The organism is Mesorhizobium sp. CNPSo 4671 (genome assembly GCF_057784245.1).
Map to the genome: position 1 here is coordinate 784,655 of NZ_JBWLUW010000003.1, position 15,106 is coordinate 799,760.

At 55.3% G+C, this 15,106-nt stretch carries 13 protein-coding genes; 10 read left to right on the plus strand and 3 right to left on the minus strand.

The features are described 5' to 3' along the window. Positions 1-3 precede the first annotated feature (3 nt). On the plus strand, positions 4-216 hold the full coding sequence (locus tag AC04SF_RS11975) for a hypothetical protein (RefSeq protein ID WP_488477948.1): 213 nt from the start codon (positions 4-6) through the stop codon (positions 214-216). A gap of 1 nt (position 217) precedes the next feature. On the opposite strand, the gene AC04SF_RS11980 is transcribed toward AC04SF_RS11975, so the two are convergent. Continuing rightward, complete coding sequence (locus tag AC04SF_RS11980) at positions 218-802, minus strand: recombinase family protein (protein ID WP_488477949.1); 585 nt, start codon at positions 800-802, stop codon at positions 218-220. A gap of 420 nt (positions 803-1,222) precedes the next feature. Here AC04SF_RS11980 and AC04SF_RS11985 point away from each other — a divergent pair, with 420 nt between their 5' ends. The 7 genes from AC04SF_RS11985 (at position 1,223) to AC04SF_RS12015 (ending at position 10,271) form a co-directional block, all read left to right on the plus strand. After that, on the plus strand, positions 1,223-2,353 hold the full coding sequence (locus AC04SF_RS11985) for a DegT/DnrJ/EryC1/StrS family aminotransferase (RefSeq protein ID WP_488477950.1): 1,131 nt from the start codon (positions 1,223-1,225) through the stop codon (positions 2,351-2,353). 174 nt (positions 2,354-2,527) lie between these two features. Then, positions 2,528-3,313 carry a sulfotransferase family 2 domain-containing protein gene (locus AC04SF_RS11990; protein WP_488477951.1) on the plus strand — a complete coding sequence of 262 codons (786 nt, stop codon included), beginning with the start codon at positions 2,528-2,530 and terminating at the stop codon, positions 3,311-3,313. Positions 3,314-3,347: 34 nt separating this feature from the next. Then, positions 3,348-5,618: a glycosyltransferase gene (locus AC04SF_RS11995; RefSeq protein ID WP_488477952.1), complete on the plus strand. Its 2,271-nt coding sequence runs from the start codon at positions 3,348-3,350 to the stop codon at positions 5,616-5,618. Beyond that, on the plus strand, positions 5,615-7,234 hold the full coding sequence (locus tag AC04SF_RS12000; RefSeq protein WP_488477953.1) for a glycosyltransferase: 1,620 nt from the start codon (positions 5,615-5,617) through the stop codon (positions 7,232-7,234). The genes AC04SF_RS11995 and AC04SF_RS12000 overlap by 4 nt, the downstream gene beginning before the upstream one ends. Continuing rightward, the gene (locus AC04SF_RS12005; RefSeq protein WP_488477954.1) at positions 7,231-7,848 is read left to right on the plus strand and encodes a NeuD/PglB/VioB family sugar acetyltransferase; all 618 of its coding nucleotides are present in this window, start codon (positions 7,231-7,233) and stop codon (positions 7,846-7,848) included. The genes AC04SF_RS12000 and AC04SF_RS12005 overlap by 4 nt, the downstream gene beginning before the upstream one ends. A 51-nt stretch (positions 7,849-7,899) precedes the next feature. After that, positions 7,900-9,009: an acyltransferase family protein gene (locus tag AC04SF_RS12010; RefSeq protein WP_488477955.1), complete on the plus strand. Its 1,110-nt coding sequence runs from the start codon at positions 7,900-7,902 to the stop codon at positions 9,007-9,009. Between the two features lie 119 nt (positions 9,010-9,128). Next, positions 9,129-10,271 (plus strand): acyltransferase family protein, encoded by a 1,143-nt coding sequence (locus AC04SF_RS12015; RefSeq protein ID WP_488477956.1) that lies wholly within the window; start codon positions 9,129-9,131, stop codon positions 10,269-10,271. 70 nt (positions 10,272-10,341) lie between these two features. Here the strand turns inward: AC04SF_RS12015 and AC04SF_RS12020 are convergent, their stop codons facing one another. Both AC04SF_RS12020 and AC04SF_RS12025 read right to left on the minus strand, forming a co-directional pair. Next, complete coding sequence (locus AC04SF_RS12020) at positions 10,342-10,542, minus strand: hypothetical protein (protein ID WP_488477957.1); 201 nt, start codon at positions 10,540-10,542, stop codon at positions 10,342-10,344. A 264-nt stretch (positions 10,543-10,806) separates the two neighbouring features. Next, complete coding sequence (locus AC04SF_RS12025; protein ID WP_488477958.1) at positions 10,807-11,937, minus strand: acyltransferase family protein; 1,131 nt, start codon at positions 11,935-11,937, stop codon at positions 10,807-10,809. A 286-nt stretch (positions 11,938-12,223) separates the two neighbouring features. On the opposite strand from AC04SF_RS12025, the gene AC04SF_RS12030 reads away from it, so the two are divergent. Both AC04SF_RS12030 and AC04SF_RS12035 read left to right on the plus strand, forming a co-directional pair. Beyond that, positions 12,224-12,481 (plus strand): hypothetical protein, encoded by a 258-nt coding sequence (locus AC04SF_RS12030; protein WP_488477959.1) that lies wholly within the window; start codon positions 12,224-12,226, stop codon positions 12,479-12,481. 326 nt (positions 12,482-12,807) lie between these two features. Next, positions 12,808-14,985, plus strand: a complete 2,178-nt coding sequence (locus AC04SF_RS12035; protein WP_488477960.1) for an acyltransferase family protein — start codon at positions 12,808-12,810, stop codon at positions 14,983-14,985. Positions 14,986-15,106 lie beyond the last annotated feature (121 nt).

Here is a 15,106-nt window from a genome sequence, read left to right on the forward strand (position 1 = left end):
ACGATGCCTCAACTGGTAGCTTTTGTCATCAAGAACCTAGCGATCGGAGCGTTGATCGGGCTAGCGGTAGCATGCCGGTTTTTGGCTACAGGTGCCATTGGCAGCCATTTGCCATCTGGCAGTGACGCCTATATCGCCATTGGAATGCTCGCATATTCAATGGCGACAACATTTGCCCTCGGGTTTTTGGCAACCGCACTACTGCTTTTTGAATAGACTAGCTTGCAGGCGTTGCCTCGGCGTGTTCCGCGAGTATCCGAAAAACACTGGCCCTGCTGATCCCCAGTGCAGCCACAGTATCGCTAACAGATTTCCCCTCCGCCCGCATCTTCAACACGTCCAATGCCTTTGCACGGGCCGTGGGCTGGCGTCCAGCGTACTTGCCGTTTGTCTTTGCCCTTGCGATCCCCTCGCGTTGCCTCTCAAGCATTAGCTCCCGTTCGAACTCTGCGATTGAGCCCAGCAAGTTCAACATCAGTTTTCCCGTGGAAGTGGCGGTGTCGAGGTTCATTGCTAGGATGCGAAGGCCTACCCCCTTTGCTTTCAAGGCCGCTGTGATTGACACGAGGTCGGCCACAGAGCGAGCTAGCCGGTCAAGCTTCGTGATAATCAATGTGTCACCCTCGCGTACCCATTCGAGGACGGCGGCAAGCTGTGGACGATAAGTCGCCACTGAGGAAATCTCCTCACGGAAAACCTTAGTGCATCCGGCTTGCTCAAGGTCGCGGAGCTGGGATTCAAGGCCTGCCTTTTGGTCCGTGGTGGAGGTGCGGGCGTAGCCGACTGATGCTGACGTGGACATGTGACATAGATCTCCCATTGGCGTTCATGTGACACCATTATGCGAGACTGCCTGACAGCATGTCGAGAGACCATTCATGTGAGGCTGCCTAGTGCACTATACAAGAGAGTCACATGGGCTTGCTCTATTGAGACTAGATGACCTCGTTCAGACTTGATGATCTCGTCAGACAGGGGCGCACCACAGGCGCCATGATCGGCATCAGCATGTTTTGCTGCGCGGCAGGGGTTCCAACGCTCCAGCAAGTCCCGCGATCCCTAGGGGCGCCCGCCGCTGCCGTGAATGGGGCGGCGGGTTCCGAGGGGGCAAAAGATGGGCACCCAGCCCAATTATTGTGCAAGATAGGTGATTTACCTTGTGCCAATGCGGTTACGGCTTTACCGCTGTCAATATTAGGCGGAAGCGGGAGACAGTATTCGGATGAACAACACGCTAGCACAAGCTATGTTAGCGGATGCCGACATAGGCCGTATTCCGGTATATGAGCCTTATTTGGCCGGGAATGTATCTCGCTATGTGAACGAATGCCTCTCTACGGGTTGGATTTCGTCCCGGGGCGGATTCATAGCGAAGTTCGAGACGGCATTTGCAGAATTTGTCGGCGCGGATGACGCAATAAGTGTCGCTAACGGTACCGTAGCTATTCACCTGGCGCTGGTGGCACTGGGGATAGGGCCCGGCGACGACGTCATCGTGCCAAGTTTCACCTATATCGCGTCGGTGAACACAATTCTGCAAGCCGGAGCGAGGCCCGTCTTTGTCGATTCGCTCGAATCTACACTGCAGATGGATCCTTCCGCGATTCGAAAAGCGATTACTCCCCAAACCAAAGCGGTAATGGCCGTTCATCTCTATGGCCATCCGTGCGAGATGGACCCAATCGTCGCCCTTTGCCAAGAATGCGGACTTCTTCTGATAGAAGACTGCGCGGAAGCTTTCGGTTCCCGGTGGAACGGGCAGCATGTGGGGACATTCGGTGATGCGGCCACCTTTAGTTTTTTCGGCAACAAAACAATCACTACGGGGGAAGGCGGCATGGTGCTAGCGCGCGATCCTGACGTGGTGGTGCGTTGCCGTAGGCTTAAGAACCAGGGGGTTTCGCAAAGCCGCGAATATTGGCACGACATATTAGCCTATAACTACCGCATGACGAACATTGAGGCGGCAATTGGTCTCGCACAGATCGAAATAGCTCCAAGCATTCTCGCAATGAAGCGCAGACTGGCCGACGCTTATCGCGCTGAATTGCAAGGCCTACCACTCCGGACGCACGATCCTGTGGGGGACGTTGTACATTCTCATTGGATGTGTTCGGTAATAGTCGATCGACCGCAAGTGCGGGACCCGCTCCGGGAGCATCTCATCGAACGGGGCATAGAAACTCGTCCTTTCTTTTCGCAAGCCCACCGAATGCCTCATTGCCTAGCAGAGGGAGACCTCCCGGTGGGCGCGAGCCTCAGCGTTCGCGGAATCAACCTTCCAAGTTATCCCGGCTTAACTGCGGAGCAGGTCGGTCGGATTTGCGCCGGGGTGCGTTCGTTTTTTGAGTAATCTGACGCGGTCAGCTTTGAGCTATTGGGAGTCAACCGTGAAACGCCTAAGAGATAAGCCTGAAGTGGCGATCTTGGCGAACCATGAACGCGCGACTCGGCGGCGAACGCCGCAGCGCGAGCTAATTTGCGACAGGCAGAGACTGGCGACCCCGTACTCCGAAGACAATCACCCATGATGCAGCGCATATTGCAACGTCTATACAAGCCTGCGCGGATAGACGTCCGCTATCCGAAGGATCCGCTGGCGTTCGTTCACATCCCGAAGACGGCTGGGACTTCATTCGTCGAATATCTAATGACAAATATCGGCGATCCCTCGCAGATTGCCCCACCCTTTATGGGGGATATGGCGGCCACGCGGGATGCTAGCAGCCCATTCAGGCTCTACTGGGGGCACTACGACTACTTCCTGCTGAAAGGGACCGGGAGGAAATTTACCTACCTGACTTTTCTCCGGCATCCATTGGCCCGAGCAATTTCGCAGTGGAAATCGTGGTCAACTCCGAGCAATTTGACCGACGAGTGGTTGAAGGCAATGCAGCCCTACCAAATTGAAGCTGTGCGCTTCTCCCAAACGTCAACCCTTGAAGAGTTCGTTATGTCAGAAAACCTCTACATCGAGGGACATATCAGGGACGTGCAAACTCGGTATTTGGCAGACCAACCCGACGTTCCAGGCATGCTCAATAGTGCGAAGCGGAATCTAGAAGAGACCTTCAGCTTTTTCGGCATCGTTGAACGCTTTGAAGAGTCAATCCAATTGTTCAGATCGCACTTCGCGAACACAGTTCCCTACGCTGTTTCTACCGGGAGCGAAAATAGGTCGAACAAGGCCACATCCGAATTGTCACCGATTGCATTGGCACGTCTGCGCACCCTGAATTCGAATGATTTTGAACTGTACGAGTTCGGCTGCAGGCTGTTCGACAAGAGAATCCGAGGAGTTTCCCGACGGTGACGATTGCTGGAAGAATACGGTGCGGTGTCGTCCGATGACTGGAAAAATGCCCCGCGTTATGTGGCTATTGAACCACGGTGCCGCACGTCGGTTTGAGATACCAGTGCTCAAGGCCTGTGGGTTCAATGAGATATTTCTCCCCAAGAATTATCCCGCCGATCCGAGCTTCCGGAGCGCGTCGGTTGACTTCTCAGAGGACCAGCATCTGTCAATTCCGCCCCGGGATTTGGCTATCCTCAATGCCGCCGATTGGTATGGAGATCCGGGCAAGGAAGTTTGGTCCATCGCCAATCGTCACTTTTCGCTTATTTTCTTTATCGTTCAGTCACGAGAGACGCTTGAAGGCATATCTCGCCACTTTACGGGAACAGCTGTCTGGCGTGCCTACGGCCTCGATCGCACACTGACGTATTCGAGGATCCGTAAATATTTCACTGGGGGAGTAAGAAATCTCGAAGATATGGGAGATCGTTTTTGGTTCGGGGAGGCGTACAAAGGACTAAGTGAAGTTGAAGACGAATTTATTCGCAAGCGAGCTGTTTACCTTCCTTTGGGACTCCCATCTGCCAAGATCAACGATCAATGGAATGGAGACGACAAGCGCATATTTTTCGTTTGTCCAGACTTGGGATTCAATCCGTACTACAAAAAGATCTATGATGATTTTAAACGCGATTTCGCTGGATTGCCCTATGTAATTGGTGGGAGTCAACCAATTGCGGTGAAAGATCCAAACGTGCTCGGGTTTGTCTCGAACGAGGCGCATGAACGCAACATGCGGGACCTGCGAGCGATGTTCTACCATTCAACTGAGCCGCGTCATGTCCACTTTCACCCCTTCGAAGCTGTTCGCGCGGGGATGCCTCTCGTTTTCATGGCTGGCGGAATGCTCGACAGGCTCGGGGGCGAGCATCTTCCTGGTCGGGTTCGCTCTGTAACTGAGGCCAGACAAAAATTGCTGAAGCTGTTGCAAGGCGACGCCCGCTTGGCCGACGAGATCAGGGCAAGTCAAACCAAGCTGCTTGATGCTATGAAAACCGATCGTCTCGAGCAAGTTTGGCGCAACAATCTTTCTGCGGTTGCCGGACGTTTGCAGGCTAGCAACCCGCGTCCAAATATCGATCGCAAGAGACGCATAGCAGTCATCATCCCTGTGGGCTATCGAGGTGGGACTCTTCGTGCCGCAAAGCTGTTGGCTACGGCGATTTCTATAGGAGGCATACAGGCCGGGGAACCGGCGGAAGTGGTGCTGGTTCACCTCGACGATCCATCGATCTACTCTTCGAACGACTGGGCGGATTTGCGTGGCTCGATCAACATTAGGTCGTTTCGGTGGCGCGCCATTGACGCGGCCGAAGCACTACGCGCAATGCGATATGCGGGGCACTCTGAGTGGGAGCCGGAGTTTGCGAAATACCTCGTAATGGAGGACGGGATACAAGAGCTTGTCGATTGCGATCTGTGGGTGGTCGTTTCGGATCGGTTTTCCCTGCCTCTTTTGCCCCTGCGCCCCAGGATATTGATGGTATTCGATTATTTACAGCGCCATTTTCGGGTCACGGATTTAGAAGAGCAGATCCTCGTCAACAACCGCAGCGCAGACCATATCCTTGTAACCACAGAATTTGCGCGTCAGGACGCCCTTCAGTACGCTGGAGTCAAAACGAGCCGAGTTACAAAGGTGCCAATGTTGTCGCCGGAACCGGGAAATGCTGTTCGTAACCGGGATGGCGAGAAGAGCCATTTTTTGTGGACTACCAACTTGGGAGAGCACAAAAACCATTTGCGTGCTCTCGAAGCCTTGCAGCTCTATTATGAGATTTATGGCGGGCGGCTTGAATGCCATGTGACGGGGGTCGGCACCGACGGGATCGTCAAGAGCCAGTTGCAGCATCTCCAGGGGCTTGCTCGCACCATCGCGGGTAGCCGAGTTCTAAGGCAGAAGGTCAAATTTGTGGGGGAACTCTCGGAGGCCTCTTACCGGCAAAAACTGTCTTCCGCAGCGTTTCTTTGGCATCCGGCTGAATTGGACAATGGAACATTCAGTGTCATTGAAGCTGCCCATTTTGGTGTACCCTCGCTTTCGAGCGATTACCCTGCCATGCGGGAGATAGAAGAGCAGTTCAAGCTCGGCTTGAATTTTATGGATCAGAGAAACGCTGACAATATGGCTGCTCAACTCCATGCGATGGAGGTCAATTTGGTCGAAAAAGAGCGAGCAGTTGTCGCCGCCGAAAAACTCGCCACCCAGTCCATCGACCGTCTGGCTTCCGCGTACTGGAAAGTTGTGCGTGAGCTCATATGAAGAAATACGGAATTTTTATTGCTTACCCCCCAAATATGGATCTTCGGACCGAAGGCCTCGGCCGATATTTGGCGGCGTTTCTAAAGGCAGCAACAGCGAAAGGCGATTGCCATTTTTCGGTGCTATGCCCTAGCTGGTCGCGACCCGCACTCCTCGACTTATGTGTGGAAGCCGGCATCCAAGAACATTCGTACGCCCTTTTGGGGCCGTCTCGGCCCCCCGCACTTTTGCGATTGCATAAGTTCTTACGGCGACCGAAAACGCTTGAGAAAAAGCAGAGAAGGTCTGGGTGGTTTGTTAGTCGCATATACCCTGCTGCGGTCGCGCACGCTGAATGGCTAAAGGAGCGCATTGCGAGTGCTCGGAGCTTTCCTGCGCTCTTCGGTTGGCTTGCCTACGCCGCGCTGCTGGCGTTGCCCGCAGCGATGGCACTTCTCGCAATCCGCCTTGCCCGCAAAACCGCGGGTATTACATTTCGCGGGCTCAAGCAGGCTCCCAGGCGGATTTGGCGGGTTCTAAAAAGGCTCCCAATTGCCCTGCCCTCTAACATTCCTTTCCGGTTGTACGAGGGTATGATCGCCCGCGAGACGGCTTTGATGATCGAGGCTGGAAATGCCTGTGGGGACATTGCTGCTTGGTACACGCCGGCAGCCTTTTGGCCAAATGTGAACGAACTGAAAGCACCTGTTCTGACGTGCGTGCCTGACGTTGTCATGACAGAGTTTCCGGCCGGGTTTTCCGAAATCGGCGACCCCATGTTTCATTCTTATCAAACGGTCGCCAGCACCCTTCGCGCAAGCAAGAATTTCGTGACCTATAGCGAGCACATCAAGCGCGACACTCTCGTCCAGAGGTTCGGGATCGATCCGATGGCCGTTCGAATCATCCACCATGCGCCAAATGATTTGAGCGGGCCAATAAAGGTCACCGGCTTCCCTGACAATGACGCAACCAGCCGAACGTACGCAAAGTCCTTGTTGCTTGGAGCGATTCGAAAGGCGAGTAACATTGGTTATGGCAGCACCTTTGGAAATCCCGAGGTGAAGTTCCTGTTTTATGCAAGCCAATTCCGTCCATCAAAGAACGTCCTGACGTTGCTGCGTGCGTACGAGTGGCTGTTGCGGAATCGACGTATCGGCCACAAGCTGATCCTCACCGGCCGCGGGGACTACGAAAGCGTGAAGGTATTCCTGGATGAGCGAAAATTGGGCGCGGACGTGCTCTGCCTTCATGCTCTTACCGAACCTGAACTCTCCGCTTGCTACAGTTTGGCGGACCTGGCGGTGAATCCTAGTCTTTCCGAGGGCGGAATGCCCTTTACGTTCACAGAGGCGCTATCGGTCGGAACGCCCGTGATAATGGGTAATATCGAAGTTACCCGCGAGATATTGACGGATTCGGCACTCTGCGAGGCCTCCCTCTTCGATCCATATGACTGGCGAGCCGTAGCTGACAAAATCGAATGGGCGCTGAACCACCGGGATGGCCTCTATACTCAGCAACGCAGGTTCTATGACGATGTGCTTTCCAAGCGGTCTTGGCACGACGTGGTGGATGAGCACATAGCCATCCTAGATGAAATGGCAACGCGCGTTCCGCTGACAGCGCCGGCATGAAGCAACCGGCTCACAGCAGCATTTGCGTTTTGGGGTTCGGAGGTCATTCGCGCTCCGTGGCTGATGTTGCGCTTAGCATTGGAGTCAAGAAACTGCTTTTTGTCGATGGCAACGCCCGACCCAATGAGAGTTTCGCTGGTTTTCCGGTAATCAGCGACTTGCCATCCGATCTAGGCAATGACTGGTTCTTGTTCCCGGCCATGGGCGACAATCTCGGGCGCAAAGCCGTCTGGAGCGATCCGATCCCGCCGATCGCCACCCTCATCTCGCCCAAGTCGACGATTGGCACCCTGGCTGAGATAGGCGAAGGGACGCTTGTTGCCCACCACGCGCATGTTGGACCCGGGGCCTGCGTGGGTCGCGGCGTCATTGTCAACACAGGCGCAATCATCGAGCACGAATGCGAAGTGAAGGAATTTTCTCACGTCTCCGTCAATGCAACGGTCGCTGGTCGGGCTCGGATTGGCTCAAATGTATTTGTGGGCGCCGGTGCAATTGTGATCGACGGAGTGACGATCTGTGACAATGTGATCATTGGCGCAGGTGCGACGGTAACCGACAATATCGATATAGCGGGCACCTATGTGGGGACACCCGCGCGTCCGATCAAATAGGTCGTGACGACGGGCGCGGTTTCGCACTCGAAACATGCTTGGAGGTGCTTAGTGTCGCCACGTAACCATCGGCTCGATAGCATGCGTGGTATCGCCTCGGTCAGCGTCCTTTTTCACCATTGCATCCACAGTTCCAATGGTAACCTTTCCGCGCAGGTCCTCAACGTTCCACTAACATCTGTTGCGGCGACTGATCTCGTCGGAAGGGCGTGGTTGTCGTTTTTTGCAGGTGGCGTAGCCGTAAACTTGTTCTTCATTTTGAGCGGCTCTGTTCTGATGGCCTCACTGCAGAGAGAAGCAAAATTCGATTTCGCGCTGATAGTCAGATTCGTCGGCCGACGAGTGCTGAGGATCTATCCTGCTATGGTTGTGACGGTAGCCTGCTTTGGCGTGTTGAGTTGGCTTCTCCCAATCCGCGCAGAAGGTTTCACGTTTGGACAGATTGTCGACAATTGCTTGCTCTTAGCCAACTCCGTGAACGGAGCGACATGGACGCTGCAGTCTGAAATGCTGATGGTGCCATTGATTCTGCTTGTCGCGTTTGGTTGGGCGCTCCTGGGAAATGTAGTCCCGTTGCTGTTTTTATTCTGGTCTGTAAGCTGCCTTTTCCTTGGGGCGCCCTTCGCACCAACTCTCCTTAATGCGGCCATTCCGTCATTCGCGCTCGGTATGTTGATCCCCGCAGTCCTGACCGGAGATGACATAGGTGGATTGCCGACATGGACAGCCTATTTGGCGCTTTTGTCACTCGTTGGCGTCCGTTTTCTTTTCCCGTTATCCGATATTAGGGCGCTCATGGCGCTGCTAGTCCTGTCATTTTTGGCGGTCGCTGTGGTGTTCTATAGTTCGGAAGAGCGCAATGCTCTTGACCACCCTATGCTGCAATTCCTCGGGCGTATCAGTTACGGCCTATATTTAATTCATCCTGTTGTGATAACAGCGCTGCTGCCTCTCTTTAAGGGGGTTATGGGCTCCAGTTTGATTGCCGATCACTATGTCATATTCGGCCTAGCGTTCGGCCTGATTGTCGCCTCGGTCACCGTCCCGCTTTCAGCCCTATGTGAGACGCATGTTGAACGTCCGTTCATCCGACTTGGCCAATTTGTATTCAGAAAAAGGACGAGGGTAGGAGAGGGCACACCAGCAGTTACATATCGGTAGCTGATGCCTTGTCGAAGTCGCGCAGTCTGTTAGCCGGCGACAGGCGATGACGATCATAGGCGATTTTGCCCGCAGGGGTGGGCCAGCCCGTACTCCAGCTCGAACGATACGGCTAGGACATGGTGGAAGCAACTGATCAATATCGGAACAATGGTCTTGATGGTCTGCGGGGCATAGCTGCGACGTCAGTAATTTTCTATCACGCCATCCTCTATCACCAAATTCTGATTAACAAGGTTCTGATGCCTCCAATACAGCAAATGAATACGGCTGGGGACGTCGTGACGAAGGTGATGCTTGCACTGATTAACGGGAACAGTGCAGTTATACTCTTTTTTGTGTTGAGCGGCTTTGTACTTCGACTTTCGCTCGAGCGAAGCGTCGGCAGTCCGGGCGTTGTCGTTGCGAATTTTATCGTGCGGCGGCTTTGTAGGCTATATCCCGCCATGTTCTTCTGCATGGCGTGCTTTCTAGTTCTGGCTATTTTCTACCAGCAAATGGGTTGGCCAGGCTTTCCAGCTCCAAATCTAGCCGACCCGCTGTTGAATGCGTTGCTTTTCAAAATCAGCTGGCACGGCCCTTCAGGCACCATCCAGGCAGAGATTCTAGCCGTGCCGTTCATCCTCGCCGCGTTTTTTATTGGGCGATTCTTCGGTGCATTTGCCGTGCTCACTTGCGTGGTTTACTCGGTTTTTGCATTTGGCAATCCAGAGATGGTGCTCTGGGCTCCCAACCTACATAGCTGGCTGTCGGCTTTCATGGTAGGCATGCTTGTTGCAGATAAGCGTCTGAAACCTTTCTTCGCTGACGCGACTGGACCCGCGCTCATTTTTCTCCTGGTAGCCTACTTTGGCCTGCGGGCCGTGACCAACTTGGGTGGCGTTCAGAGCGCGATTGGGCAGACCGTGATAAGCGGGGGGATTGTCGGGGCCGTCTACTACGGGTCGCCGCAGCTGGCCGTTATACGGTTCCTAAACTGGCATCCAGTCGTGTTTTTGGGGCGTATCAGCTATAGCCTTTATCTGCTCAACGTCCTTTGGTTGTTTGTCGCCTGGTCGATCGCGGCCCCTCTCGGTGTATACCCGACGCATCCCCTATTGACCGGTCTTGCCGTTGGAAGCATCGTGCTCCTGGTAACGGTTCCGCTCGCTGCATTCTCCGAGCGCGTTTTCGAGCAGGGTGGCATTTGGCTGGGCCGAAGGCTTACGTTGGGATCATCTACGCTGGCGCCCGATCAGCCTGCATCAGGGGTCTCCGCTTGAAACTCGTCCTGCCGATAGCTGATGCGTCGCTTTTAACCATCCGCATGTCATCGCCTCGTCCTTCGAACTCTCAACGATCGGCCTCAAACCAAGTTGTCGTGTTGCCGTCGGAGGGCCATACCCTGATCCATTCGCCAATGTCTGGCTCCTCGCCGTACGGGATCGTTACTGGTCCCCACGTCTTCGCTGCCTCAACAGGATTTTCTGCCTGAACCTCGGCACGCTCTACAGCTTTGCCGTTGCGCAGCAACTCGACGGTGAAACGCTGCATGGGTCGTGCACCTCCGCGACCACTCTATCCCCAATCGCGCCACGAATAACTCACGGCTGTCCTTCCGAGGTTGTAAATCGCTCGGGTGATCATCGTTAGTCGGCCATCAGCTAATGGGACTTCTGCAGCGAATTCTCCATCATGTCAGCGCGCGCCCCAATGAGGTTGGGACTGTTGGCGCACTGCTCCAGCCATCCGAGTGCATTCGACAGGTCTCGGCGGATTGAGTCTCCCATGATGGCTGAGTTGAATGGGTGGTCCTGGCTATTCGGCAGGCTCATGGCTCGGCAACGGCTGCGCCCTAGGACTCCCCAAAGACCCTGCTAGGCGCTTCCCCAATCTATGGCTCGGCATCTCGACAGCTATGTGAAGAAGCCAAGACAATCCGATCGCGGTGGCGGTCACCATGATCAGGCTTGCCCATGCCTTCGCACCGAGATCTAGCAGTACGCGAAGGGCAGAGTACCCGGCAACGCCATGCACCACGTAGAGCGGATAGCTGATGTCGGCGAAGAAGTCGCCGATCTGAGTTGACCTGAATAGTCCGGGAAAGCTCGCCGCGAAGGAGAAGATTATGACCGCAACACCATAGGTCCACGCCATCGAGGCGAGTTCCGGCATCGCCAGTGCGAGCAGCACTGTGAAGGCCAGGAACAGAGCCGCCCCCAGGAACAGAGCCTGCTCAGCCTTAAGACGCCCCTCGTGCAGATAGTGGAATGTCACCCCAATAAACATGAAGATCAAGAATGGCGCCGGCAGGACCGCGAGCGGGCCAAAGCCACCACTTCTGACCATGTAGAATTCTACCATCCCCAGCACGACGGGGACAGCAAACACCAGCGCGGACTTGTGCCGAAACCATGCGATGACCAGAGCGCAGATCAGGTAGAATTTTATCTCGATCTCCAGGGTCCAGACGATCCCGTCTATGCTCGGCATTCCCAAGATTTCTCGCAGGCCTGGAAGATAGTGGATTGCGGCTTCAGTGAAGCTGAACGGCCACGGGATACCGAAGTACGAGCCAACCAGCCAGATCGCAAGCAGCGTCACCGAGAATCCCGCCATGTAGAGGGGAACAATTCGGAAAAACCTCCCGACCAGAAAGCCCTGCCAAGTGGCGTTGCGAAGCGAAAACGGGATGACGAACCCGCTGATCAGAAAGAACAGAGATACACCGAAGGCGCCCCAATTGAATTGCGGGACGGTCAGGTGCAGCCACCGCAGGTAAGTCGGAAACGCAAACCGTTCAGGCAGTACAGGTGCGTGAATAAGGCTTGCAGCAGCATCGCGTGATGTCCAAAAAACGTTTGTATAATGCATTACCAGGACGCACACGGCGGCAAAGCCGCGCAGGGTATTTGCGAACTGGACCCGTTCGGAATCGAGGTGATTCATTGTTGATCCCGGTGCCAGAAGCACTCCCGTGGTACGATCTCATCTTGAGCGCTTGCAGCGAAGGAGGTCAACGCATCTTGTGTCGGCGCCTCCAGCGGCGTTCGATATGGGCAAAAAGATCGGGGGCAAGGTGTGAGTCGAGGCCAGGCGACGCGAGGGCTATCTTCCACTTGGTGGACCAGGCCGGCCTTGAGGGCATGGTGTCGAAGCGCCGTGACAGCAAATATCGCTCCGGACCGTCAACGAACTGGCTCAAGGCCAAGGCGGGGAAGCCAGCCTTTGCCCGATGGCAGAGCGAGCCACAGGGCGCTATGTCGGGAGCGCGTTCATCACCCTGAACCGGGAAATGCGGGAGCGCCTTTGGGAACGTGTCCAGGAGCGCGCCGGGGCGGCGCCCAAGGGAATGAAGCGGCCGGCGACGCAATGGGTCAAACCGGGGCTGATCGGCCGCGTGAAGCATCTACGGGGCGAGGAGGATCTGCGGCACGCTTCGCTGCAGGATTTCCGGGAGGAAGAACATGCCAATACGAAAGAGGGCGACTGAGGCAGGGATTTTCGTCCAATCCGAGGTGGCTTTGCTCGGCAGGGTCTTTGAGCACTTGAGGCTCGACAATCAGTCGCCGGAAGCGCGTGACTCCATGGCCTCCCGGATCATCGCCAACTACATGGCCGGCATCAAAGACGAGGCTGAACTGGTTTTGTTGTCCAAGCAGCCGTTGGGCAGGTAAAGCGGCTGAGCGGTTGCGGCGCACTTCGGAGGCTTACGAGCAAGTCGAATCTCCTCGCTTGCGACATTCGGTTGCAGCCGAGAGCCGTGGATCGGCCTCGCAGCGCCTTCGACCGAAACAAATCCTGTGTCCGGCCTTTCCGATGATCGGTACATACTGTAATTGCCCGCAAGTTAAGGCTGGTGGGGCGTTAACTGGAGGCCGGATTGGCCTGAACCAGAACGTCCGATTTTCACTACAAGAACGCGTGTTTTGTCCAATGGCCGTTAATTTTGGTTCGACTTCGGAACGCTCACCGAAGGACTACCTAGCTTTCCTTGACGGGCTCCGGGCGATCGCGATCCTATCAGTAGTATTCTACCATCTGTACGGCGACCGCCTCCCCAATGGTTTTTTGGGGGTCGATGTTTTCTTCGTCATTTCTGGATTCGTGGTCAGCTATACCGTGTCCGGCCGCTATCGCGGCCAGTCCGCTTTTCATTTTGTATTGGAATTCTATGCGCGGCGATTCACAAGAATCATGCCGGCCCTATTACTGTGCTTGCTGTTCAGTGCGCTAGCCACCTTTCTGTTCGTTCCGGACGCTTGGCTCAGCACATCAATCAGCAAAACCGCCTCTTCCGCCTTCGTCGGCCTGAGCAACATCTCCCTGGCCAAGGGAACCGACTATTTTTCACCCGTGACCGAGTTTAACCCATTCGCTCACACGTGGTCTCTTGGGGTTGAGGAACAATTCTACGTTGTTTTCCCACTGTTGTTCTTCCCTTGGGTCATAGGCCCGGGCGGGAAGCGATTCTCGGCCTTTGTTTATGGTGCGCTCGCCGTCGTGTCGGTGGGGATATGGCTTCATCTTCTGGCTGCAAATCCGCTTCACGCCTTCTACATGCCCTATGCCCGCTTTTGGCAGTTGGCATCCGGCATATTGTGCTTTCAACTTGTCAGCCGAATACGAGAACGGACGGGCCTTGGGAGGCATTGCAATCTTGCTGCCACGATCACGCTGATAGGCCTCGTGGCAACATTCGCGCTCGACTTTGGCAAGGGTTCCCATGGGCTTGAGAATATCGCTGCAGTTGCCTGCACAACTATCTTGATCGGATGCCTCTACCATCTGGGAAGTGATCGTGCGCCACACTTTGCGGTGTTGGAAACAAGGCCGGTCAGGTTCGTCGGGTGGATCTCATATTCGCTCTACCTGTGGCATTGGCCTGTCTTCGTGATCGCAAGATGGACGATAGGCATCGAATCCACAGCCACAAAATTGGCAGCGTTGCTGGTCGCGGTGGCGTTCAGCCTCGGCTCGTATTTCTGGATCGAAACACCGACGCGTCGACTGCGGCTTCTGACAACCGTCCCCGACATAGCCGTTGTTGCCTTCTCTTTGGCTGCCATCGCTGCTGTGTTTTGCGGTTTCAAACTGATGCGCGACAATCGGTATGACATCGCCTTGAGCACAGTCATGAGGAATCGAGGCGAATGGTATGCGACCTCACCAGACACCTTTACCGAATCTCCTGGTTGTGCCGTCGTCACGGAAACTGTGGAAGAAGCGCGGTTCTTCACCAAACGTGGGTGCCCGGGCGAAGGGCGCAGCGAGACCTTGTTCGTGCTGGGCGATTCTCACGCGGGAGCTTACATTCATATGCTGGAGCGCTTCACGCTCGAAACCGGCATCCGAACAGTGCTGGTGTGGACCGCCGGTTGCCCGTTTATCAGCTTCAATCTCGCCCAAGACACTGAGCCGACGTGCGCTCATGCCACGAGTGCCAGCGCGGCCTACGTAGTCAAGATTGCCAAGCCTCGCGACCTGCTGTTCCTGCCCTCGCTCCGGCTGGCCCGACTTAGTTTTCAGGAGGCTGCAGGCCCCGACAGTAGCGCTAAGAGCACCGAGCAGCAGAGGGAGCAGGCCGTCAAGAACGCTGTCGAACGACTTACCCACCTCTCCAAGGCGGGATTGTCGATTGTCTTCGAAGGCCCAAAGCCAATCTTCAGGGCCCCGGCCTTTCGATGCAGCGATTGGTTCAATTCAATGAACCCTTCCTGTGCCAGCGGATTCGACATCGATCGAAAGTTGATAGAAAAACTTCGATCACCAGTTTTGCAGGGCTACGCCGAGATATCAGCGGCTCTGCCGAAAATTCATGTCTGGGACCCTTTGCCTACCCTCTGCCCGCAAGTTACATGTTCTGCATTCAGGAATGGACACCCGTTGTTCTTCGACGGCGATCATGTCACGGCCTATGCCAATTCGCTTCTGGTGGAGGACTTCGTGTCAGAGATCGAGGCCACAATTTCTAGAGACCAAGCGGCGCGCTTGTAGGATGTAACACTCTGCGTCGGCGGGGCGATCTCGTTCGGGCCGTGATAGCTTCAGAACGAACGCGGCAAACGCCTCACTCGCCCACCCCCCTAGCCAAGACCTGCGTATGCGTTCGATCGCC

Bases quoted from the DNA above. Each gene is read 5' to 3' on its own strand.
- AC04SF_RS11975 (WP_488477948.1), top strand. From the start codon at position 4: ATGCCTCAACTGGTAGCTTTTGTCATCAAGAACCTAGCGATCGGAGCG.
- AC04SF_RS11980 (WP_488477949.1), bottom strand. From the start codon at position 802: ATGTCCACGTCAGCATCAGTCGGCTACGCCCGCACCTCCACCACGGAC.
- AC04SF_RS11985 (WP_488477950.1), top strand. From the start codon at position 1,223: ATGAACAACACGCTAGCACAAGCTATGTTAGCGGATGCCGACATAGGC.
- AC04SF_RS11990 (WP_488477951.1), top strand. From the start codon at position 2,528: ATGATGCAGCGCATATTGCAACGTCTATACAAGCCTGCGCGGATAGAC.
- AC04SF_RS11995 (WP_488477952.1), top strand. From the start codon at position 3,348: ATGACTGGAAAAATGCCCCGCGTTATGTGGCTATTGAACCACGGTGCC.
- AC04SF_RS12000 (WP_488477953.1), top strand. From the start codon at position 5,615: ATGAAGAAATACGGAATTTTTATTGCTTACCCCCCAAATATGGATCTT.
- AC04SF_RS12005 (WP_488477954.1), top strand. From the start codon at position 7,231: ATGAAGCAACCGGCTCACAGCAGCATTTGCGTTTTGGGGTTCGGAGGT.
- AC04SF_RS12015 (WP_488477956.1), top strand. From the start codon at position 9,129: ATGGTGGAAGCAACTGATCAATATCGGAACAATGGTCTTGATGGTCTG.
- AC04SF_RS12020 (WP_488477957.1), bottom strand. From the start codon at position 10,542: ATGCAGCGTTTCACCGTCGAGTTGCTGCGCAACGGCAAAGCTGTAGAG.
- AC04SF_RS12025 (WP_488477958.1), bottom strand. From the start codon at position 11,937: ATGAATCACCTCGATTCCGAACGGGTCCAGTTCGCAAATACCCTGCGC.
- AC04SF_RS12030 (WP_488477959.1), top strand. From the start codon at position 12,224: ATGGCAGAGCGAGCCACAGGGCGCTATGTCGGGAGCGCGTTCATCACC.
- AC04SF_RS12035 (WP_488477960.1), top strand. From the start codon at position 12,808: ATGATCGGTACATACTGTAATTGCCCGCAAGTTAAGGCTGGTGGGGCG.